Source organism: Mycobacterium sp. P2_H7, assembly GCF_056403275.1.
On record NZ_JBFUFU010000010.1, the window covers coordinates 337,443 to 358,338 of the forward strand.

Genomic DNA, 20,896 nt, shown 5'->3' on the forward strand with positions numbered 1-20,896 from the left:
GACCGACCCGATAACCTGGGCCGTATGGCACGTCTGCGCCCCGGCTGGCTCGTGGCTTTCTGCGCGCTCGTGCTGATCGTGAGTGCCTGGCTGCCCTGGCTCACCACGCACGGCGGCCGAGCGACTGCCATCGGCGGCAAAGCGGGTGTCATCGAGGTGCCCCCGCCCGGTTTCGGTGTCGGGCAGTTGACGGTGCTGCTGGCCTCGACGCTCATCGTGGCCGCCGCGATGGCCGCACAGCGCCTGTCGCCGCGGCTGGCTTCGTCTGCCGCCCTGTCGCTTTCGCTGATCATCGCCGCGCTGATCGGCTGGTACTTCCGGCTGTATGTGCACGCACCCATCGCCGCGGGGTACGGGCTCTTCGTCGCTGCCGGCGCGGTGGCCGTCGCTGCCGTGTTGTCGGTGCTGACCATGGTGGCGGCGTGGGGTGAGTGAGTTCGTGAAGCCGGTGGTGCTCACCGGGCAGCGCTGGGTGACGCTGGAACCGCTCACCACCGAGCACATCGACGAGATTGCCGATGCCTGCGCCGACGGTGGTGAGCTGTGGTTCACCAGCGCCCCGACACCCGCGACGGCGGCAGACTGGGTGCGGGCCCGCCTGTCCGATCGCGACCTGTTGGCGTTCGTGGTGCGCTCGTTGGATGGCACGCTGGCCGGGTCGTCGAGCTATCTGCACATCGACGGGCCGAACCGCCGCTTGGAGATTGGGCACACCTGGTACCGCGCCTCGGTGCGGCGCACCGGGGTGAACACCGAAGCCAAACTGCTGCTGCTCGGCCACGCCTTCGACGAGTTGAACTGTATGGCAGTCGAATTCCGCACGCACTTCTTCAACGCCACCAGCCGAGCCGCTATCGAGCGGCTCGGCGCCAAGCTCGACGGCATCCTGCGCAGCCACCAAGTACTGCCCGACGGGTCTCGGCGGGACACTGTCGTCTACTCGATCCTGGACATCGAATGGCCCGCGGTGCGCAACAACCTGCGATCCCGGCTGGACCGCTAGCAGCGGACATGGTGAATCCGGTGTGCGGGTGTCCGCACCGGCCTACCGTGGAACGATCAGCGCGCTCAAGGAGGCGACCATGCCAGGACGCGACCATCACGGTCGAGACCGTGATCCCCACCTCGAAGTCGATTTCGACCAGCCCGCCGCGCGGCCGGCGCCACAGGCCCGCGTTGCCTGCGGTTGCCATTGCGGGACGTGTAGCGGCAGCGGGCACTGCCACAACATGAGCAGCGGCTGCAACGTCAGGTGAGCACGCCGATATCCCTGCCGCGCAACGGCTCCCCGCACTGATCACAGGCCAGCGCGGCGTGAAATTCGCTGCCGCACACGGTATGCGTGATGTCGACTGCCGGGCCCTCGGATTCGGCGAGCCAGCGCAGCGCCCAATCCAGCGCCGTGACCAGGACGGGCAGCACCGCGCGCCCCTTCTCGGTCAGCCGGTAGCGGGCGTCGAGGACTTCGTTGGTCACCAAAATCTGCAGCCGATCGGACAGCGAACCGGGTGGGGCGCCGAGCTGTTCCGCGAAATCGGTGAATCGGTTGGTGCCGACGAAGGCCGCGACGATGACGGCGAAGGACCACCGGTTGCCGAGAATCATCATGGTCTGGGGGAACAGGGCCGCCCGGTGGCCGTGTGACCGCCGCCGGGTGGTGGCCACCGGCATGGAACGCGCCCACGATCCGCTCGGGCCCCAGCGGGCCTCCAATGTCTTCTCGGAGGTGGTTTCGCCGCACCCGTCGCAGGTCAGGACGGGGGCGAAGGCGGCGCCACATCCGTTGTGCCGCATGGCCGGCAAGGTGTGTTCGGGTACCCAGCGACGCTCCCACGCCCAGATGGACACCAGCACCGGCCATAGCGCCCGGCCGCGCGGGGTCAGCAGATACTGACGCCCAGAGCGTTCCAGCAGCGCGTCGGACGTCATGCTTCGCAGCCGCGCCGTCAGCACCGCGCTGGATATCGGCAGTCGCGCGGCGAATTCACTGAACCGGGACGCGCCCAACAACGCCTGCTGGGTGATCAACAACGTCCACTCGTCGCCGAGCAGCCCCAGCATCCTGCCAACGGCATTGACATCCGGGCCGGGCTCCATCAGTCCCGCCAACGCCGCAGCTCCGAGCCGGGTGCCCAGGTCGAATGGGTTCCGCTCGAAACCCGTTCCGGTAGTTCAAGTTTGCACACCGGACCGTCTGACAGGCGGGCGGCGTCGAACACCAGGCAATAGGACGCGTCGGCCGTCATGTCGGTGGTGATGGTGACGAGGTAACCGTCGTCCTCGGCGCTGCTACCGATTCGGGGCGCCATCGCCGTCTCGCTGCCGTACACGCCGTCGGCGAAGGTGTAGCGCTGCTCGGATCCGGTGTGCAGGTCATGTCGTACCAACCCGTCGAACAGGAACCAGCCCGGCTTGCCCGTCGCGGCGTAGGTGTAGCGGTAGTCCCTGGCCGCATAGGACGGATTGATCATGCCGAATTCGGTGAGGCTGTCGGACAATTGCTCTTCGCGCGTCTGCCCGGTGACCAGGTTGAACCGCCAGCGGTGCAGCCGGGTCTGCATCCCGTCCAGCGACAGGTACCGGAAGAACCGTTGCCACTTGCGGTCCATGCCGAAGTCGGCGTCGTCGACGGTGGGTTCCGGTGATCCCTGGAAGAACCCGTCCAGCACGATCTCGTCGCCGTCCTCGAAGGCATTGGTGAAGTGCAGGACATAGGTGGTGTCGGCCTCGAACCACCGGACAGGCCCACCACGCCTGGGCAACACAGCGAACCGCGACGGCAGATCCCGGTGCAGACGGGGGATGTGCGCGTTGTGCTTGAGCATCTCGGCATCCCAGAACAACGGGAAATCGTTGAGGATCACATAGTTCTCGGTGAACGCCATGTCGTGTGGCAGCCGTGGGCCGGGCAGCTCGACATCGACGTAATGCACCAGAGTGTTGGTCGCGTCGACCACGCCGTAGTGCATGTACGGGGACTGCTTGCCGTAGTTGAAGAACAGCAGTTCGTCACCATCGACCTTGGGATGCGCGGAGACGCCCATATCGGCAGGGAAGCCGCCGGAGAAGTCCTCCTTGCCCAGCGCCGCCCCGGTGTAGGGATCCACCCGGTACAGGTCACCGCACTGGTAGAAGCTGGTCAGCGCCACCCCGCGGCGCACGATGACATCGGTCGACGACGCGTCCTTCATCAAGGTCCTTGCGCCCCAACCGTACTCACGCTGCGCCAGCTCGACGGGCTCGGCGATGCCCGGCCACAGCGGGCCGCCCGCCACGTTCTCGGCCAGCAGGCCGTCGGTCTGGATGAAGCGGTTGCGGTAGAACGCCTTTCCGTCTCGGAAGCCGACGATGTGCAGCATGCCGTCACCGTCGAACGGGTGATAGGTCTTGAAGGCGGGATGCAGCGGATTCTCGGTGTTGCGCAGGTATATCCCGTCCAGATCGGTGGGGATCTCACCCTCGACGGCGCGGAGGTCCTCGGCATCCCATTCGGTGGTCTGCGGGCGCCAAGCACCGGTGCGGTATGGGTGGGTGTCGTCCTCGGGCAGGGTGGACAGATACTTGGCGACGACTTCTACGTTCATCAGACCCCCTGGGAGACCACAAAACTGACAGTGGTGGCGGTGCTGCCACCGAAGTTCAACGTGCCGAACGTCGTTGCGCCGTCGACCTGATAGTCCCCGGCGGTTCCGCTCACCTGCCTGGCGGCATCGAGCACCATCCTTACCCCGGTGGCGCCGACGGGGTGGCCGCCACCGATCAGTCCGCCGCTGGGGTTGATCGGCAGCCGGCCACCGATCTCGATCTCCCCGTTCTCGATGGCCTTCCACGATTCGCCCGGGCCCGTCAGTCCGATGTGGTCGATCGCGAGGTATTCACTGGGAGTGAAGCAGTCGTGCACCTCGAACCCGTCGACATCGTCCAGGGTGACCCGAGCGCGGGTGAATGCGTCCAAGACGGCACTCCGGACATGCGGCAGCACATAGGGATCCGCGGCGGCGCGGTCCAGCTTCTGCTGCAGTCCGAGTCCGACGGTGCGATGCCCCCAGCCGTCGATACGCCCGAGCGGACGCGCGTCGGGGTGCTCCCGCAGATAGCCGTCGGTCACCAGTACGACGCCGGCGCCGCCGTCGGTCATCTGGCTGCAGTCCATCCGCCGGATGCGGCCCTCGACCACCGGGTTGTCCGCATCGGGTGCCCAGTCCCGCGTCTGCGCGTTCGGATTGGCCTTCGCGTTGGCGTAGTTCAGCGTGGAGAGGGCGTCGAGGTGGATGTCGTCCAGGCCGTATCGGCTGTCGTACTCGTCGGCGATCCGGGAGAACATGTACGGCCACATGAAGGTGGCGTCCGCGCCTTCGCGTCCGGTCCACGCGGCCGCGCCGAGATACCGCGCGGCGGTGTCGCCGGGCACCGTTTTCTCCAGTTCGACGCCGAGCACCAAGGCGCTGTCGTAGTTCCCGGCCCGCAGGTCGGCGATCGCGGCGAGCACGGCGATGCTGCCCGACGCGCAGGCCGCTTCATGCCGGGACGCGGGGATGTCCCAGAGCCCATCGTCGACGGAGGCCGGCATGGCGCCGAGGTGCCCCTGTCCGGCGAACATCTCGCCGAAGGCGTTGGCGACGTGCACGACGCCGATGTCGACTGGTCGGGTTTTCGCGGCGGCCAGCGTTTCACGGACGACCTCGGCCGTCAGGGCAGCGACGTCGGCGCCCTCACGATGCAGGTTGCGCGCGAAGTCGCTCTGATAGCCGCCCAAGATCCAGACGCCGCCCATGACCGCGACGCTACTACAACTAACAGAGTTATTCGGGAAGATTCTTCGGCGAAAAGTGTCGACTTCCGAGGTCGCCGCAACTCATACCGTTGTGAAGACGACAGGATTGGGCGCGGGCGATTCGGGGAACCCACCCAGCAAATCGGTAGGGGGAGAGATCAGATGATGGAAATGGCGATCTTCGCCGCTGGCATGACCAGCGGCGTTGCGATGATCAAGCTGTTCGTCAGCATCAATCGGTCCGGCGAGCAGGCTATCGAGCGGATGCGTCAGCAATGGGAAGCCGGTTCCCGCTGACGCGTTTTTCGCGTACCCGACTACTCGCATCGCCGGCGGGATGACTTCATAGCCTCGGATACATGAGCACCGCGTCATTCGGGCACCACCACCTGCCCGTTCCTGCTGCGTCGGGGGCGCTTCTGGCCACCGTCGCGACGGTGGTTCTGCTGTTCGGCGGCGGGGCGCTGCTCACCCGGCACCCCGCCGCGGGTTCCGCGCCCGGCGGCGCCGCGTCCTATCACTCAGGTGCCCAGCCGGTGCCCGCCTGTTCCTCGGATGTCCTGCACGGCGCCGCAGATCCGCAGGTCTATCCGGCGGTCGCGCGCCCCATCCCACGGCGGGTGTGCTGACCGGTCCGGTTTGCGGGCACGCCACCTGGGGGAATCCCCGGACATGGCTGAACATCCGACGGTCGGCGTGGAAGAGGAATTCCTCCTCGTCGACCCCGGCACCGGTGAACCCGTGCCCCGCAACCGCGAGGTGGCGGCGCACGCCGAACGCCGCGGCATCGACTTGCAGCTGGAGCTGACCAGCTGCCAGGTCGAGACGACCTCCCCGGTGGCGCACAGGGCCGAGGAGTTGCGCAGCGCGCTGTCCGCCTTGCGCGGTGGCGCGGCGAGGGCGGCAGACGAATCCGGTGCGCGCCTGCTCGCGGTGGGGCTACCGCCAACTGTGCCGCGGGAGTTTCCGCTCACCGACAAGCCGCGGTACCGGGAGATCGGCGAGCGGTTCGGCATGATCGCCCATGAACAGGGCATCTGCGGCTGCCATGTGCACGTCGCCGTCCCCGACAAGGCGACCGGCATCGCGGTGAGCAACCGGCTGCGGCCGTGGTTGCCCACGCTGCTGGCGCTGTCGGCCAATTCCGCGGTGTACCGCAGCGCCGACACCGGGTACGCGAGCTGGCGCAGCGTGTTGTGGGCGCGCTGGCCCAGTGCCGGGCCGCCGCCGCATTTCGAGTCCGCCGCGGAGTACGACGCGCTGGTCGAGATCATGCTCGCATCCGGCGCCGCGCTCGATGACGGCATGGTCTATTGGGACGTGCGCCCGTCGGCGAAGTTCCCGACCGTCGAGGTCCGCGTCGCGGATGTGCCCGCGACGGTCGCCGACACCGTCCTGCTGGCGGCACTGGTGCGCGCCCTGGTGATGACGGCGCTCGACGACATCCAACAGGGCCGGCCGGAGAAGCCGCTGTCGTCCCACGCCCTGGCCGCCGCGTATTGGCGAGCGTCGCGAGATGGCTTGGGCGGCTTCGCCGTTGATCTGATCGACAGCCACGCGCTGGTGCCTGCACCGCACATGCTGAGAACGATGGTCGAGCGGGTGACGCCGGCGTTGGAGGCTGTCGGCGATCACGACACGGTGACCGCAGAGGTGCGGCGCGTGCTGGCCGAGGGCAATGGTGCCACCCGGCAACTGGCCGCGTGGCAGCGCCGCGGCGACGTGTCCGATGTCATCGACGACGCGGCCCGCGCGACGCTGGCCGGCGTCGGCTGAGTGGTGGCCGCACCGAAATTAGCTGCACCGGGACCCGTTCCCCTTGTCGCTACAATCGTCGCAGCCATGTTCGTCGCGCAATGCCACCTGAGCTTGCTGACCGAGCGTGGCCGACTGTCATTGAGTGCCCGTCGCGCGCGGCGGATCCACCAGGTCAGTCGATGTCACGCAGGTGGATACCGGGGCGGCCCGGTGATGGTGGGGGATTTTGATGCCGTTGCGCTCACATCAGCAGCAACGTGAAATCCTGGACGGGTTGCGGCTGCGGGAGAATATTTTCCGGTACGCGATCGCCGGTTTCGTGCTGTTGTTCGGCGCCATCGGTTTGCTCGCCCTGGCATCCGCGGACGGTCCGCGGTCGCCCGCGGCGCGCATCGTGGTCGTGGCGGTGTGCCTCACCACCATCCCCGTCTCGTTCGCGGTGACCCGCCTGCACCTGGGTTCCATCTGGTGGCCCAACCGCGCCCAGTGGCAGCCGGCGCCGACCATGTTCGTCGTGTACGCCGACCTCGGGGTCACCGCGGTGCTCGCCGCATTCCACGACGCCGGCACCGCCCTACTCATGACGGCGCTGTTCGCGGTGGTCAGCGCGTACGCCGCGCATTTTCTGACCTCGCTGCCGCGCCTGCTGCACGTTGCGTTCACCAGCGTGGTGATCGTCTGCTTCGGCGTGCAGGCCATCACCAGGGGTGATGTCGACCTGGCCGGCGGCATCGTCAGGACGGCTGTGTTGCTGCTGGCGGTGCACGGCACGGTGTTCCTGCACAGCCTCTACACCAGCGACATCCGGCTCGCGATCGCGCGCAACCACATCGCCGCTACCACCGACCCGCTGACGATGCTGGGCAACCGGCGGGCATTTCAGGCGCGTGCGACGCGGCTGATCGACAACACCCCGCTCGGGGTGGACGTCTTGATCGTCGACGTCGACCACCTCAAAAAACTCAACGACAGTCACGGACACGCCCACGGCGACGAGGTTCTGCGCCGGGTCGCGGCCGGGATCACCAATACCTTTGGGCTGTCCGCTGTTTCGGCGCGGCTCGGCGGTGACGAGTTCGCCGTCGCCGTGGCCGCCGATCCGCACCGCACCGAAGATCAGCTCGCACGCGCCCTCTGTGAACTCCTGGCCACGGAAGGCATCGACGTGAGCATCGGCGCCGCGCGGGGCGACGGCTCGGTCGCCGAGCAAGGTGCCGAAGCGGCGTTGTCGCACCTGTTGAAGATCGCCGACGAGCGGATGTACGCGGGCAAGCAGCGCCGTCGCAATGGTAATATGCCACGGCCGCAGACTCATTCGGACGATATGTCCGGCAGTGGCGACTGTCAGTAGTCGATGACGGCGGAGTCCTTGCGTTCGGTGATGGGACGCGCGAGTTCCTGTTCGTTGCAGATCCGCTGCAACTCCTCCAGCGTCTCGTCGAGGCCGGGCCCCAGCGGCTTTCCGGGGGTGAATGTCGCCGGGAGGTGCTTCATGCCCTGGATGACCCCGATGGTCTCGTAGTGCTCGGTCCCGCCGGGGTCGCACACGTAGTCTGGCATCCGGTCGAGCACCGCCGTGAGCATCGACTTGAACACCGTGCGTGCGACGTTCGAACCGACGCAGCGGTGCACACCGATGCCGAAGCTGAAGTGCCGGTTGCCCTTACGGTCGAGGACGATGTCGTTGGGCTTGTCGAACACCGCGGGGTCGCGGTTGGCCATGGCCCAGGAAATCCACAGGCGCTCACCCTCTTTGAACCGGGTGCCCTCGAACTCCGTGTCACCGGAGAAGGTCCGGCCGTCGCCGGGCGCGGGGGTGTAGAAGCGTAGGAACTCCTCGGTGGCGGGGTCGAGCAGGGTGTCGCGGTCGTCGCTGAGCAGCTCACGCTGGGCCGGATGCTCGGATAACCACTCCAAGGCGTGCGCGGTCAGCGCGGTGGTGGTGTCGAAGCCGCCCCCGATGATCAGGCCGAGGTTGCCCGCGATCTCCAGATCCGGTGCGGGTTCGCCGTCGATCCGCAGTGCCAGCAGCGCGTTGATCATCCCGGGCCGCGGGTTCGCCCGCACCTCCATCATGGTGGTGATCAGATCCATCCCCATCTTCCGGGTCATCTCGGCGACGCGGGGCGCGTCCGGCGAGTGCTCGGGAGTGGACACCGACAGGTGGCTGGGTTCGCTGTAGACCGGCCACTTCTTCAGCTCGATACCCATCATCGCCAGCGTCAGCACGGCCGGCACGATGTTGGCGAGGTCATCCACGAAGTCGATCCGGCCCGACGCGATCTGCTCGTCGAGTGCGGCGCGCACGATCTCGTCGATGAACGGCCGCCACCGCTTCACCGCGGCGGGGGACAGGTACGGGTTCAACACGCTGCGGTACTGGCTGTGCTCGGGCTCGTCCATTTCCAGGATGCCGCCCCGGGTGACTGTGGCCCGCTGCGCCTTCGGGATGGTGATGCCCTGGTAGGGCGTCTGCCCGGTCAGGTCGTGATGGTTTGACACGACCGGGCACCGGGCCATCTCGAAGACTTCTCTGCTGCCGGCCGCGACCCCAATGCCCGCCGTGCGTCTCCGTCCACGCCATCGGACACCTGGCCTGCATGTCCTCGGTGATCGAATCGAACTTCAACCGGTACTCCGGCGTATGGCGATCGAAGTGGTAGCTGTTCCGCTTGCGGTCGTCGGCGGTGGGTGTCTCGACGCTCAAGGCTTGTCTCCCTGTGCTTTCAGCTGCGGTGCGATGAACCTACGTTCACCATCGCTGAGTCGGCGGAGATCCGGGAGGGAATCGGCGTTGTCGCCTCAGTTCAGCGCCGAGTCCGGACCCGGCGTGGCGGGCCCGTGACGCGGGACCCCACCGCGCGCTGGAGTTCACCGGCGGCTAAGAGCGTGACCAGACTCAATGCTTGTTTGGCCAACGCCGATCGAGAGGTGCGGTGATTCCAGGACGGCGCCTTCGACACGGAGCGCCGACCGACGACGAATCCGAGCAGCGAGGCAGCCGCCAAGGCGGCGGCCATCCCGAGGAACGTCATGCCGACAGCTTTCCCGGCTGCGGTCGCAACGCGGTCACGAACGGGGCACACCTCGGGCAACCGGCTGGCTCCGGCGGAATGCTGCACCGGCTCCATCGGAAAGTGCCCCCGGCATGATTCGAACATGCGACACCGGCTTTAGGAGAGCCGTGCTCTATCCCCTGAGCTACGGGGGCCCGGGACGGTGGAAGCTTACCGAAGCCGGGCCAACAGGCCTAAGTCAATGGCAGCTGGGCGAAGATCGGCGTGGTCGGCGCCGTCGAACCCTTGCCCGGTTCGACGGTGAACGCCAGCGCCGTCGCGTCACCCAGATCGGGCAGCACCGCGGTGGTGGAGGGTGCCACCGACGCCGAATCCATGGTTCCGGCGGACTCCGGGCCGGCCCCGCGCAGCAGCCACATCTGGTAGACGCTGCCTGATTCGGGCGGTGCGACGTTGTTCATCACCAGCACGCCGGCGTTGCGTTCCTTGGAGAACACCACGGTGGCGGTACCGCCGGTGGGGATGGGCCCGGACACGGTGCGCACGTCGGGCGCGGCGAACACCTGCTGGGCGGTCGTCGGTGTGGGCGCCGGCGGCCTCAGTGCCACGCCGATCCCGATGCCACCGGCGGCCACGACGACGGCGGCCGCGGCGGCCAGCGCGGCGTTACGCCAGCGGCGCGGCCGAAGCTCGCGCACCACTCCCGGACTGACCGCGGCCAGGACCCGGTCCCGCAGGTACGCCGGTGGCTCCAGCGCTGTTGTGGCCGACACCCGGGCCATCGATTCACGAACCGCGGCGACCTCGTCGGCGAACTGACGCGCCACTTCAGGCGGAGCGTCAGCCAAGTGGCGTTCGACTTCGCCGTCGTCGACGGCGTGCAGCGCGTACGGCGTCGCCAGCGTCATCACTTCGTGCTCTACGGGCCCGGTCATGCCGCCCCCAGGCAATTACGCAGTGCGCGCAGGCCGTCTCGCATGCGCGATTTGACGGTGGCCAGGTTGGCCGAAAGTCGTTCTGAGACCTGCCGATACGTGAGGCCGTTGTAGTAGGCCAGGTCGATGCACTCGCGCTGCACTTCGGTCAGTGAACCGAGGCAGTCGGACACCCGGCGATGTTCATCGAGGGTGATCACCGAATCGGCGACGTGGTCGGTGGGGGTGTCGACGTTGGCGGCGCCGTAGCGGGACTCGCGCTGGGTGGCCGACTGCTCGGCCCGCACCCGGTCCACCGCGCGGCGGTGCGCCAGCGTCATCAGCCAGGCCATGGGTGAGCCCGCCGTCGGGTCGTAACCTCCGGCGTTGTGCCACACCTGCAGGTAGATCTCCTGGGTGGTTTCCTCGCTGTACCCGGGATCCCGTAATACCCGGGTGACCAGGCCGAACACCCTGGATTTGGTGTGATCGTAGAACGCGGCGAACGCCTCGGCGTCGCGACGGGCGACCCCGCGCAGCAGAACGTCGAGGTCGGTGGTCACGAGCCGTAGCCTAGCGGCAGGCAGGACCATAATTGTCATGTGGGCACGAATTCCCCGGTCGTTTCGCGGCAGCCCGCAAGCGGGAGGTTCTCCCTGCCCGCCGGCACAAACGTCCACTGGACGACGTCGAGATAGCCGGCCCGGAATCCCGCCTCGGAATACGCCAGGTACAGCTCCCACATTCGCACGAACACGTCGTCGAACCCCAAGCCGCGCACGGCCTCCCGGCGGTCCAGGAATCGTTCCCGCCACAACCGCAGCGTCTCGGCGTAGTGCAGTCCCATCCAGGACACGTCGACAGTGCGCAAATCGGTGTGCTGCGCGGTGATGTCGGCGATGGCCTGCTCCGAGGGCAGCAGGCCGCCGGGGAAGATGTACTTCTGGATCCAGGTGTAGGTGTGCCGGCTGGCCAGCATGCGGTCGTGCGGCATGGTGATGGCTTGGATACTGACGCGACCCCCCGGTCGCACCAGTCGGTTCAGCGCCTGGAAGTAGGTGGGCCAGAACTGGTAGCCGACCGCCTCGATCATCTCGACAGAGACCACCGCGTCGTACTGTCCCTGCACGGCGCGGTAGTCCAGCAATTCGATGGTGACGCGGTCGGACAGGCCTGCGGCTGCGACCCGGCGCTGGGCGAGGCGCTGCTGCTCGACGGAGAGTGTGACCGAACGGACGTGCGCGCCGCGGCCGGCGGCCCGGATGCACAGTTCGCCCCAACCGGTCCCGATCTCGAGGACTTCGCTACCGGCCCGAACCGCGGCTGCGTCGAGTAGTTGGTCGATCTTGTTGTGCTGTGCGGCAGGCAGATCCGCCCATGTGGCGGGCTGTTGGCCGAACAGGGCGCTCGAATAGGTCATGGTGTCGTCGAGGAACTCGGCGAACAAGTCGTTGGACAGGTCGTAATGCGCGGATACGTTCGCCCGGGCCTGGTTCGGGTGGTTGCGCTGCGAACGCGGTGCGCGGACCACAGCCAGGTGGCGGAACCGTTGCAGGGCAGGGGGAACCAACTCGGCCATGGATTTGGCGAAGGCGGTCAGCACCCCGGCGACATCCGCCGATGTCCACTCACCGGCCATATACGACTCACCGAACCCGATCAGGCCGTACCGTCCGATCCGGCGGGCGAGGGCGTCCGGACGATGGATGACCATGGTGGGCAGGGTGGGATCGGCGGCGCCGACCACCGTGCCGTCGGGATAGCTCAGCCGGACCGGCAGGCGTGCGGCGGCGCGACGGAACAGCCGATCGGCGATGACCGCCGAGACGGTGTTCAGCGGACCGGACGGCCGCGCTGCGACGTCGGGCCAACGGCCGGAGTCGACGGTGTGAGAAGCCTCGAAACCACTGATATCAATGCTCACCGGCGGGTGCTCCTTCACTCTTCGCGCGAGGCCGGGGGGTCAGGGGAACCCGGCGCAGCCACAGATAGATGCCGTGCATGCGGATGGCCACTGCTCCGCTCAGCGGGGCCAGGGGGGCGATGAACTGCAGGCGCAGCACTTCGGCGACGGTGACCCTGCGCCGGCTGCCGTGCACCGTGGCCACGAAAGTCGGGTGGTCGTCGCGGTGCAGTGAAATCGCCACGTCCAGTTCAGATCCCGGCAGCGGAGCCCGGACCCGGTAGTGACCGTCCGTCCCGTTGAACGGGGACACGTACATGCGCTTGGTCACGTGCGTCGAGGCGTCCGGGTCCAGCAGATAGGCGTGCCGATCACCGTAGGTGTTGTGTACCTCGGCGATGACGCACCGCAACCTACCGCGCTGGTCGTGGCACCAGAACAGGCTCAACGGATTGAACACGTAACCCAGCACCCTGGCCTGGAACAGGGCGGTGACTTTGCCGCCACCCAGATCGATGTCCTGAGTGTGCAGGTAGGCGTCGACCCGTTGCCGCAGTGAATCTTTCGGGTCACCGTCCAGGTGGTCGCGCGGGTCGAACCGGGCGAAGGCCTGCAGCCAGCGCGGCAGCCGCGGCGGCTGGTCGATGTCGATGTACCAGCTGTAGCCGCGGTGCTCGAAGGAATGCCCCACCGGTGCGCGGCGCACATGGGTGATCCGGGTGCGATACAGCGCGGACGTCACGATGAGAGTGCCTTTTCGGCAACGCCTGACGGCCAGGCCGCGCCGAGTCGCTGAGCGGCGCGGAAGCCGGCCGCCGCGCCGTCCTCGTGAAATCCCCAACCGTGGTAGGCGCCGGCGAACACCACCCGGTCGTCATCCAGCGCGGGTAGAAGTGCCTGGGCGGCAACAGATTCCGTGGTATAGGCGGGATGGCTGTACATCATCTCGGCCAGCACGCACGCCGGGTCGACGCGGTCGCGCCCCCCGAGGGTGACCAGATAACGCTTTTCGCCAGTCAGGCGCATCAGCCGGGTGATGTCATAGGTCACGGTGACGGCATCGCTGTCGGGACCGGTCAGGTAATTCCAGGAAGCCCGTGCTCGCGGGTGCATGGGCAGGATCGACGAATCAGTGTGCAGCTGTGCGTAATTGAGGCTATAGGGGATGGCGCCCAGCACCGATCGTTCGGCGACGGTGGGTTCGGCCAGCATGAGCAGTGCCTGATCGGGATGGGTGGCGATGACGACAGCGTCGAACTGTCGGGCCGGTCCGTCTGCGGCGGCGATGGTCACTCCGCCGTCATGGCGCAGCACCGAGAGCACCGGCGCATTGGTCAATGGTTCGTAGATGCGGTCGACGATCGCCGATACGTAGGTGGCCGAGCCGCCGGTGACGGTCCGCCACGTGGGGGACCCGAAAACCGAGAGCATGCCGTGGTGCTGCAGGAAGACGAACAGGTAGCGGGCGGGGTACTGCGGCGCGTCGCCGGGCGGGCAAGACCAGACGGCAGCGACGAGTGGCTTCATGAAGTGCTCGGCGAAATAGCGTGAGAAGCGGTGCCGCTCGAGGAACGCGCCCACGGTCTCCCCGGTGTCGTTGCCGTCCAACAGTTCGGTGGCCAGCCGGTGAAACCGCCTGACCTCGGCCAGCATCCGCAGATAGCGTGGCCGGGTCAGGCTGTTCCATGAGGGAAAGAGTCCGCCGAAACCCCTCGCTCCGGCATACTCCAATCCGCTCGTGTCATCGCGCACCGACATCGACATGTCGGTGTCCTGCACCGCGATTCCGAGTTCGCCGAACATTCGGCACAACGTCGGATAGGTGCGGTCGTTATGCACCAGGAACGCGGTGTCGAGGGCGACGGTGCCTCCCGCACCGTCGTCGACGTACTGCGTGTGGGCGTGGCCGCCGAAGCGGTCATCGGCCTCGAACAGCGTGACGTTGTCACGTGCCGACAGCACATAGGCGGCAGTCAGACCGGCGACACCGCTGCCGATCACCGCGATGGACCGGCCGCCCGGATGGATGTGTTGCACATCCGTTTATTCGGCGCCGCCCGCTTCGTGGATGGGGCCGGTATCAGCGCAGCGCGGATATCACCTCGCCGAACGCTTCGGCCTGCGCGGACTGCACCACGAAGTAGCTGACCCCGTGTTCGTCGCGCAACCGGCGCAGTTTGTCGGCCTGGTCGGCGACGGTCCCGGACAGCACCCCAGGGCTGGCCAGAAGTTCCTCGTCGGTGGCGTCCGGGGCGAACCGCCGCGTCATCTTCAGATTCGGAACCCCGGAACCGTCTGTCGGTACCGCGGTGATCGCCACGTTGAGCTCGAGGTCGTCGAAGCGGTCGCCGGCCGCTGCGCGCAGGAACGCGACGCGGTCGGCCAGAGCACCGGTGACACCGACGGTGGTGGCCCACCTGGCGGCGACGGTGAGCAGCCGGTCGCCGCCGCCGGCGATCACGATCGGCGCGGCGGGGACGTGTTCGGCAAGATAGGCGGTGACGTGTTCCAGGTACTCGATGCGTTTACCCGCGCTGGGGAAGGGCAACTCGGCGGCGTCGAACTCCTCCTTCACATAGCCCGCGCCCAGGCCGACCTCGAACCGGCCACCGGAGATGTCGTGCAGGGTCTGCACATCCCGGGCCAGCAGCGCCGGCTTGTAGAAGCAGGCGTTCAGTACGAACGTCCCGACGCGTAGCCGCTCGGTGGCCGCCGCCACGGCGGTCAGCGCGGGGAACGGCGCGGCGACGCCCAGATGGTCGGGGACCAGGAGCACGTCGTAGCCGAGGTCCTCGGCGCGCCGCGCTTCGTCCCGGACGAACGCCGCCGAGGTTGCGTCACGCATGCTGAAGCCGAATCTGAAGTCATGTGGCATGACGCGATGCTATGCGTAGCGGCTGGCAGGACAAGCGCGTCAAGCGGTTTGGGGCCAGGACCGCGCCGCCGCGGCCAGCCCGCGGACCAGCGCCGAGGTCGCTGGGGTGAGTCCGTCCGGTCCGGCCATTCCGCTGCGTGGGCTGATGCCGCGCACCCGGGGTGGTAATTCGAGTTGGGCGCCCCCGTCGCGGGCCCGGTTCACCGGGTTGTCCGGGTGTAGGCCGCGCAGTTCGCGGGGGATGGCGTCGAGGTCGGTCACCACCTGATGGCCGGGTATCGACAGGTGCCGGGACAGGTGGGCGGCCAGCGTACGGTTCCCGCCCCCGGCGAGCAGCTGATTGCTCCGTCCGATGCGGCCGTAGCCGTGGAGGGATACCACGACGTCGACGTGGTGCAGGAACGCCGCAAGGTGCTCGGACTGCGCCGGCAGGTACCGCGCTGAGGCCAAGTGGTGTGGATACCCGGCCGGGTGGCGCACCACGTACGAAGATGCGCCGCCGGCCTGGGCGGCGCGCTCGGCGATGACGTCGGTCATCCGCTCCAGCCCGCCGCCGTGGATCGCCAGGAAGCCGAAACGCGATCGCAGCGTGAGGGATTCGGTGACCGCCGGGTCGGCCAGCAGCGCCGTGAGTGACTGCGGTGCCGATGCTTGGGTGGTCCGGTCGCGGGTGGGCCAGCCGGCCGGATCCCAGCGGTGCAGGAAGTCGATCCAGGCGTGCGGCAACCCGTGATGCAGGGCGCCGGTGATGACCCGCTCCAGATAGCCGGGCCGCGGCGGTCCGGGTTCGACGCGGGGGTCGATGTATACCCAGGCGTCGCGAGGGCCGTCGGCGGTGTGGATCACCAGGCGGTCGCGCCGATAACGCACGGGCACGCCCTCGGCGCTGTCCAGCGTTGTCAGGTCGCTGCCGCTGACCCGCCACAGCACGCCGTGGACCAGGGCGCCGTCCAGCGGCTCGACCGTGGCCACCCCGCGTTCGTTGATCAGCCAGTCGTGATCGGTCAGTGTCGCCGGCTGCGGGTCGGTCGCGTCGGGGCAGCGCCGCGCCATCTGGTCCACGCAAAGGTTGGACCCGTACGCAAAATAGATGTGCGACAAACTCATTCAGCCCCGAACCGTCAGATAGATCAGGACGATGTTGAGCACGATGATGATGCCGGCCACCAGCCAGCCCAGCGCGGTGGTGACGCGGTGGTTCACGTCGTCGCCCATCAAGGTCCGGTTACTGGTGAGGCGGACCAGCGGGATGAGGGCGAACGGGATGCCGAACGAGAGCACCACCTGGGAGATCACCAGTACGCGGCTCGGGTCGACGCCGATACCCAGAATGAGCAGCGCCGGGATCAGGGTGACCACGCGGCGCAGCAGCAGCGGATAGTTGCGGCGCAACAGTCCGGACATGATCATCGCCCCGGCGTAGGCGCCGACCGATGTCGAGGCCAGGCCGGAGGCCAGCAGCCCGATCGCGAAGAACAGGGCGACCACCGGGCCCAGGGTCTCGGCCACCGCGGCGTGCGCGCCTTCGATCGAGTCGGTGTTGTCCATGCCCTGCAGGTTGGTGGCCGCGACCAGCAGCATCGCGAGGTTCACGGCGCCGGCGACCAGCATCGCGATCCCGACGTCGATGCGGGTGATCCGCAGCATCCGCCGCCGCGGCGCCCCGGCCTCAGGCCGGCCGTGCCGATCGCGGGCCAGCCCCGAATGCAGGTACACCGCGTGCGGCATGACGGTGGCGCCGAGCATGGCGGCTGCCAGCAGGACGCTCTCCGGCCCGGCGAACTGGGGGAGGAAACCCCCGACGACGGCGCTGGGGCCGGGGGGCTCGACGAACAGGCTGGTGAGGAAGCCGATGGCGATGATCAGCAGCAGTCCGGTGATCACCCGCTCGAACACCTGCTGACCGCGCCGGTTCTGCAGGGCCAGCAGCAGCATCGACACCACGCCCGTGATGATCCCGCCGACCAGCAGCGGCAGATCGAACAGTAGATGCAGGGCGATGGCGCCGCCGACGACCTCGGCGAGGTCGGTGGCCATGGCCACCGCCTCTGCCTGCAGCCAATAGGCGATCCGAGTGGGGGTGCGGGTGTGGTCGCCCACCGATTCCGGCAGCGAGCGCCCGGTGACCAGCCCGAGCTTGGCCGACAGATATTGCACCAGCCCGGCCATGATGTTGGCCACCAGAATGACCCAGACCAGCAGGAAGCCGAACTGGGCACCGGCGCTGACGTTGGCAGCGACGTTCCCGGGGTCGACGTAGGCGATGGCGGCGACGAAAGCGGGTCCGAGCAGGTACCAACCCGGCCGCACCCGTGTCTGCGTGTCCTGCGCCAACTCACCCTCTCTTCTATCCGGCGGTTCGAATAGAAAAGTTAGGGTAGCCGAAACCTCCGCGTGGTCACCACTCGGGCCATGTCAGCCGAGTCCGATGACGATTCCGCCGCCCCCGTAGGGCCAGCCGTAGAACGGGCCGTTGAAGGTGTTGGGCGGGGACGTGACGATCTGGGTGTGGCCGGATGACGCGCACTGCGTCGTCGTCGGGCCGGTCTGGACGCACTTCGGTGCCGCCGCCGCGTTCGGGGCGGAAATGAACGCGACGGCGAGTAGAGCCGGTATGAGTAGGAACCACATGGGGCCTCCTAGCGGCGGCCGCCACCGCCACCGTGGAAGCCACCCTCGTTGCCGCCGATGATCAGGGCGGGTCCGTAGAACTCGTCGTCCCAGGGGTACGGGTAGGTGGGCTCGGGCGGGGAGGCGTTGAGCTGAACGTTGCCGGGCGTCGCGCATTCGGTTGCGCCGCCGCCCATCTCGTTGCCGCCGACACTGGTGCACGACGGCAGGTTGGAATTGGAGCTGGAGTCCGGGTCGGCTGCGGCGGAGGGTGCGAGCACCACGGCGCCGGCAGCCAGGAGTGAAGCCAGGACGAACATTGACCGCATAGGCAGGCCCCTCTCATCGAACTCGGGCGTTAAATCCCAGCGTACAACCCTTTCCCGGTGATCAGCGGCAAGTCCAGAGTGGTGACGATGCCCGACGGTGCGGCCACGACGGCGGGGACGGCGTTGACGACGCGGGCCGCGGTGGCCACCAGCCCGGCGTGGTTGTGGTCGCCCTTGCGGCTGCTCAGACAGAGGTCTAGCGCGTAGGACGGTTCACCGGTCACCTCGATCCGGTACGAGCCACCCTCCTGTGCGGGCTGCGGCCATTCCGGGCACAGATCGGCCCGCAACCGGGTGACGTGCTCGAGGACAACGGCCGGGTGGCCTTTCACCATGCCGCGCACCTCGAACCGCATGGCCGCGGTGCTGCCCTTCGGGATGTGGCCGGAGGCGATGTCGAAGTCCTCCGGGGCGGGGATCCGCACGTGGGTCTCGGTGACCTCGTCGAGTTCGACGCCCAGGCCGGCGGCGAGCTGACGCACCACCGAACCCCAGGCCAGGCTCAGCACCCCGGGCTGCAGCAGCATCGGCAGGTCGTCGAGTGACTTGCCGAAGCCCATCACGTCGAACATGACCGTGGCGCTGTCGTAGGTGGCGTAGTCGACGATCTCCATGCACCGGATCTGTTCGATGCTCTGGCAGGTGCCCGCAAGGGCAAGTGGCAGAAGATCATTCGCAAATCCAGGGTCGATGCCATTGATGAAAATGCTCGAGTCGCCCGCTTTCGCCGCGTCCTCGATGGGCTGGATCAGTTCGGCGGGCAGCACCTGCCACGGGTATTGCAGGAACACCGCCGCGCTACCCACCACGTTCACGCCGGCGGCCAGGATCCGGCGGTAGTCCTCCAGCGCCTCGGGCAGCCGGTTGTCGGCCATCGCGGTGTAGACGGCACATTCGGGTTCGGTGGCCAACACCTCGCCGAGGTCGGTGGTGGCGATGATTCCGGTCGAGGCATCCAGACCGGCAAGCGTTCCGGCGTCCTGACCGGCCTTGGCAGCCGAGGACACCCACACGCCGGTGAGCTCATAGGCCGGGTCGGTGATCAGCTGGCTCAGCGCGTGCCTGCCGACATTTCCGGTGCCGATCGCGGCGACTTTGATGGCCATCTCTTCGTGCTCCTTAAAGATCCGGGATGGGGAGGTCGAGATTGGGGAAGGTGAGGCCGCCGTCGACCTCGAGAGTCTTGCCGGTCAGATAGGATCCGGCCGGCGAAGCCAAATAGACTGCGGCGGCGGCGATATCGCTGGGATCGCCCAGTCTGCGCATCGGGGTGGCCTTCTCCATCGGATCGCGCAGGGCGTCGTTGGAGGCGACGATATCCAGCGCGGAGGTGAGGATGGACCCGGGCGCGATGGCGTTGACCCTGATTCGCGGGCACAGGTCGAGCGCAGCCAGACGGGTGTAGTGCGCCAACGCCGCCTTGGCGGTGCCGTAGGCGACGAAGGCGCGGCCGGCGAGCCGCCCCATCGTCGAGGTGATGTTGATGATCGAGCCGCCGCCGGAGTGCTCCAACATGAGCGGCACCGCGGCCTGTGTGAGCGCGTGCGCGGTGCCCACGTTGAACGTGAACGCGTCCTTGAGGTCCTTGGTGGAGGTGTTCAGCAGCGGTCCCGGCATGGTGCCACCGACGTTGTTCACGACGATGTCTAGTTTCCCGAACACACTGACCGCCTGGCCCGCGAGCTCCGCGGTGGCCTCGGGATGCGCGAGGTCGGCCACGACGATGTGCGCCTTGCGGCCGACGGCGGCGATCTGAGCCGCGACCTCTTCGAGCTGGGCCTGCGTCCGTGCCGCGATCACCACGTCCGCACCGGCTTCCGCGTAGGCGACCGCGATGGCGGCACCGAGTCCGCGTCCGGCGCCGGTGACCACCGCGACTTGATCGTCGAGCCGGAATTTGTCCAGAATCATGGCTTGCCTCGTTTCTTCTCCGGCGCCACGGTAGCAAGGCGTGTGCGCGACCGGGGCGACTTTCTGTAACACGTTCTAATTATGTCGTTGGCTGCCAGATCGGTAAATCGTTGGCCGCGGCCGCTACCCTTTCCTCATGTCCGTTCCGGTGCTGTCACCAGTCGTGGCCGAGTCGAGTGCTGTCGGCTCGGTCCCTTCGGCGTGGGCAACGGACGACAGGAAACTCCGGCGCGATCGCTATCGCCGCACCGCGAGGCCCGAGATCTCCACAGCTGGGCGCGTCATCCGACACGCCTAGCTTTCGGCATGCCGCGATGAACCCGTTCTCCCAGTTCAGGGCCATTTTTTGGGGTTGACGGCGACGTCCTTCGCGGGTTTACTTGGTGCCTGTCAGTCGATGGGTTGCATCAATCACGCTGGGACAGAACGTGTTCCGACGAAGATGCGGCGCATCGAAAGTCACACCGCCGTAGCTCAACGGATCCAGAGCGCCTGATTTCGGCTCAGGGGGTTGGGGGTTCGAATCCCTCCGGCGGTGCCGATCGCGGCAAAAGCGTTGTCCGCATGGGAAATCAGAGAGAGAGAAGGAGGGTGATCGTGTTGATGAAGTTTCCGGCTGTGCTGGTGCTGAATGCGTCCTACGAGGCCCTCGATCTGGTGGCCTGGGAGAACGCGGTGGTGCTGGTGGTCCGGGACAAGGCGAGAATCCACCAGGCGCACGAGTCCGGTGCCGTCGTCCACTCGGCGCATCTGGCAGTGCAGCGCCGAATCTGGCGCGAATTGTCCAGTGCGGGCTGAGGACGGG

At 67.5% G+C, this 20,896-nt stretch carries 23 protein-coding genes, 2 tRNA genes and 1 pseudogene; 8 read left to right on the top strand and 18 right to left on the bottom strand.

All coding sequences use genetic code 11. The annotated features are described in order from the left end of the window. The first annotated feature begins 24 nt into the window (after positions 1 to 24). On the top strand, positions 25 to 435 hold the full coding sequence (locus AC1DY7_RS16960) for a hypothetical protein (protein WP_477494861.1): 411 nt from the start codon (positions 25 to 27) through the stop codon (positions 433 to 435). Continuing rightward, positions 428 to 1,003, top strand: coding sequence for a GNAT family N-acetyltransferase (locus AC1DY7_RS16965; RefSeq protein ID WP_477494862.1), 576 nt, complete (start codon positions 428 to 430; stop codon positions 1,001 to 1,003). Before AC1DY7_RS16960 ends, AC1DY7_RS16965 begins: the two co-directional genes overlap by 8 nt. Positions 1,004 to 1,248: 245 nt before the next feature. Here the strand turns inward: AC1DY7_RS16965 and AC1DY7_RS16970 are convergent, their stop codons facing one another. From AC1DY7_RS16970 to AC1DY7_RS16980, 3 genes are read right to left on the bottom strand one after another with little or no spacing between them, the layout of a single operon-like run. Continuing rightward, a complete protein-coding gene (locus AC1DY7_RS16970) occupies positions 1,249 to 2,097 on the bottom strand; it encodes a winged helix-turn-helix transcriptional regulator (protein ID WP_477495059.1) in 849 nt (282 codons plus the stop codon). Then, positions 2,097 to 3,584: a carotenoid oxygenase family protein gene (locus AC1DY7_RS16975; protein ID WP_477494863.1), complete on the bottom strand. Its 1,488-nt coding sequence runs from the start codon at positions 3,582 to 3,584 to the stop codon at positions 2,097 to 2,099. Before AC1DY7_RS16975 ends, AC1DY7_RS16970 begins: the two co-directional genes overlap by 1 nt. Continuing rightward, positions 3,584 to 4,774: an acetyl-CoA acetyltransferase gene (locus AC1DY7_RS16980; RefSeq protein WP_477494864.1), complete on the bottom strand. Its 1,191-nt coding sequence runs from the start codon at positions 4,772 to 4,774 to the stop codon at positions 3,584 to 3,586. Before AC1DY7_RS16980 ends, AC1DY7_RS16975 begins: the two co-directional genes overlap by 1 nt. 171 nt (positions 4,775 to 4,945) lie before the next feature. Between AC1DY7_RS16980 and AC1DY7_RS16985 the strand changes: the two genes are divergently transcribed. From AC1DY7_RS16985 to AC1DY7_RS17000, 4 genes are all read left to right on the top strand, one after another. Beyond that, positions 4,946 to 5,071: a hypothetical protein gene (locus tag AC1DY7_RS16985; protein WP_477494865.1), complete on the top strand. Its 126-nt coding sequence runs from the start codon at positions 4,946 to 4,948 to the stop codon at positions 5,069 to 5,071. Between the two features lie 62 nt (positions 5,072 to 5,133). After that, complete coding sequence (locus AC1DY7_RS16990; RefSeq protein WP_477494866.1) at positions 5,134 to 5,403, top strand: hypothetical protein; 270 nt, start codon at positions 5,134 to 5,136, stop codon at positions 5,401 to 5,403. Between the two features lie 43 nt (positions 5,404 to 5,446). Next, complete coding sequence (locus AC1DY7_RS16995) at positions 5,447 to 6,550, top strand: glutamate--cysteine ligase 2 (RefSeq protein WP_477494867.1); 1,104 nt, start codon at positions 5,447 to 5,449, stop codon at positions 6,548 to 6,550. Positions 6,551 to 6,761: 211 nt separating this feature from the next. Then, positions 6,762 to 7,883: a GGDEF domain-containing protein gene (locus tag AC1DY7_RS17000; protein WP_477494868.1), complete on the top strand. Its 1,122-nt coding sequence runs from the start codon at positions 6,762 to 6,764 to the stop codon at positions 7,881 to 7,883. Here the strand turns inward: AC1DY7_RS17000 and AC1DY7_RS17005 are convergent. The 15 genes and pseudogenes from AC1DY7_RS17005 to AC1DY7_RS17075 all read right to left on the bottom strand — a co-directional run bounded on the left by AC1DY7_RS17005 (position 7,877) and on the right by AC1DY7_RS17075 (position 20,091). After that, positions 7,877 to 9,239: pseudogene (locus AC1DY7_RS17005) on the bottom strand (cytochrome P450). The gene AC1DY7_RS17000 and the pseudogene AC1DY7_RS17005 sit on opposite strands and share 7 nt — an antisense overlap. 100 nt (positions 9,240 to 9,339) lie before the next feature. Beyond that, positions 9,340 to 9,567 carry a hypothetical protein gene (locus AC1DY7_RS17010; RefSeq protein ID WP_477494869.1) on the bottom strand — a complete coding sequence of 76 codons (228 nt, stop codon included), beginning with the start codon at positions 9,565 to 9,567 and terminating at the stop codon, positions 9,340 to 9,342. A 103-nt stretch (positions 9,568 to 9,670) separates the two neighbouring features. Further along, positions 9,671 to 9,743 (bottom strand) — tRNA-Arg (locus tag AC1DY7_RS17015). Between the two features lie 39 nt (positions 9,744 to 9,782). Then, complete coding sequence (locus AC1DY7_RS17020) at positions 9,783 to 10,484, bottom strand: anti-sigma factor (protein WP_477494870.1); 702 nt, start codon at positions 10,482 to 10,484, stop codon at positions 9,783 to 9,785. After that, entirely contained in the window at positions 10,481 to 11,065 is a 585-nt protein-coding gene (locus tag AC1DY7_RS17025; RefSeq protein WP_477494871.1) for a sigma-70 family RNA polymerase sigma factor, read from the bottom strand. Before AC1DY7_RS17025 ends, AC1DY7_RS17020 begins: the two co-directional genes overlap by 4 nt. After that, positions 11,062 to 12,387 (bottom strand): class I SAM-dependent methyltransferase, encoded by a 1,326-nt coding sequence (locus AC1DY7_RS17030; protein WP_477494872.1) that lies wholly within the window; start codon positions 12,385 to 12,387, stop codon positions 11,062 to 11,064. The genes AC1DY7_RS17025 and AC1DY7_RS17030 overlap by 4 nt, the downstream gene beginning before the upstream one ends. After that, entirely contained in the window at positions 12,377 to 13,111 is a 735-nt protein-coding gene (locus AC1DY7_RS17035; protein WP_477495060.1) for a DUF1365 domain-containing protein, read from the bottom strand. Before AC1DY7_RS17035 ends, AC1DY7_RS17030 begins: the two co-directional genes overlap by 11 nt. Next, entirely contained in the window at positions 13,105 to 14,394 is a 1,290-nt protein-coding gene (locus AC1DY7_RS17040) for an NAD(P)/FAD-dependent oxidoreductase (protein WP_477495061.1), read from the bottom strand. The genes AC1DY7_RS17035 and AC1DY7_RS17040 overlap by 7 nt, the downstream gene beginning before the upstream one ends. Positions 14,395 to 14,446: 52 nt before the next feature. Continuing rightward, positions 14,447 to 15,241, bottom strand: a complete 795-nt coding sequence (locus tag AC1DY7_RS17045) for a TIGR03621 family F420-dependent LLM class oxidoreductase (RefSeq protein WP_477494873.1) — start codon at positions 15,239 to 15,241, stop codon at positions 14,447 to 14,449. A 39-nt stretch (positions 15,242 to 15,280) separates the two neighbouring features. Further along, positions 15,281 to 16,348, bottom strand: coding sequence for a poly-gamma-glutamate hydrolase family protein (locus AC1DY7_RS17050; RefSeq protein WP_477494874.1), 1,068 nt, complete (start codon positions 16,346 to 16,348; stop codon positions 15,281 to 15,283). Next, a complete protein-coding gene (locus AC1DY7_RS17055) occupies positions 16,349 to 17,575 on the bottom strand; it encodes an Nramp family divalent metal transporter (protein WP_477494875.1) in 1,227 nt (408 codons plus the stop codon). It lies immediately after the preceding gene. An 81-nt stretch (positions 17,576 to 17,656) separates the two neighbouring features. After that, entirely contained in the window at positions 17,657 to 17,872 is a 216-nt protein-coding gene (locus AC1DY7_RS17060; RefSeq protein WP_477494876.1) for a hypothetical protein, read from the bottom strand. A gap of 8 nt (positions 17,873 to 17,880) precedes the next feature. After that, the gene (locus AC1DY7_RS17065) at positions 17,881 to 18,180 is read right to left on the bottom strand and encodes a hypothetical protein (RefSeq protein ID WP_477494877.1); all 300 of its coding nucleotides are present in this window, start codon (positions 18,178 to 18,180) and stop codon (positions 17,881 to 17,883) included. A 29-nt stretch (positions 18,181 to 18,209) separates the two neighbouring features. After that, complete coding sequence (locus AC1DY7_RS17070) at positions 18,210 to 19,286, bottom strand: NAD(P)H-dependent amine dehydrogenase family protein (RefSeq protein ID WP_477494878.1); 1,077 nt, start codon at positions 19,284 to 19,286, stop codon at positions 18,210 to 18,212. Between the two features lie 13 nt (positions 19,287 to 19,299). Continuing rightward, on the bottom strand, positions 19,300 to 20,091 hold the full coding sequence (locus AC1DY7_RS17075; RefSeq protein ID WP_477494879.1) for an SDR family oxidoreductase: 792 nt from the start codon (positions 20,089 to 20,091) through the stop codon (positions 19,300 to 19,302). A gap of 463 nt (positions 20,092 to 20,554) precedes the next feature. Between AC1DY7_RS17075 and AC1DY7_RS17080 the strand changes: the two genes are divergently transcribed. Both AC1DY7_RS17080 and AC1DY7_RS17085 read left to right on the top strand, forming a co-directional pair. Next, positions 20,555 to 20,629: transfer RNA gene (locus tag AC1DY7_RS17080), tRNA-Arg, on the top strand. Between the two features lie 65 nt (positions 20,630 to 20,694). Further along, positions 20,695 to 20,889, top strand: a complete 195-nt coding sequence (locus AC1DY7_RS17085; RefSeq protein WP_477494880.1) for a hypothetical protein — start codon at positions 20,695 to 20,697, stop codon at positions 20,887 to 20,889. Positions 20,890 to 20,896 lie beyond the last annotated feature (7 nt).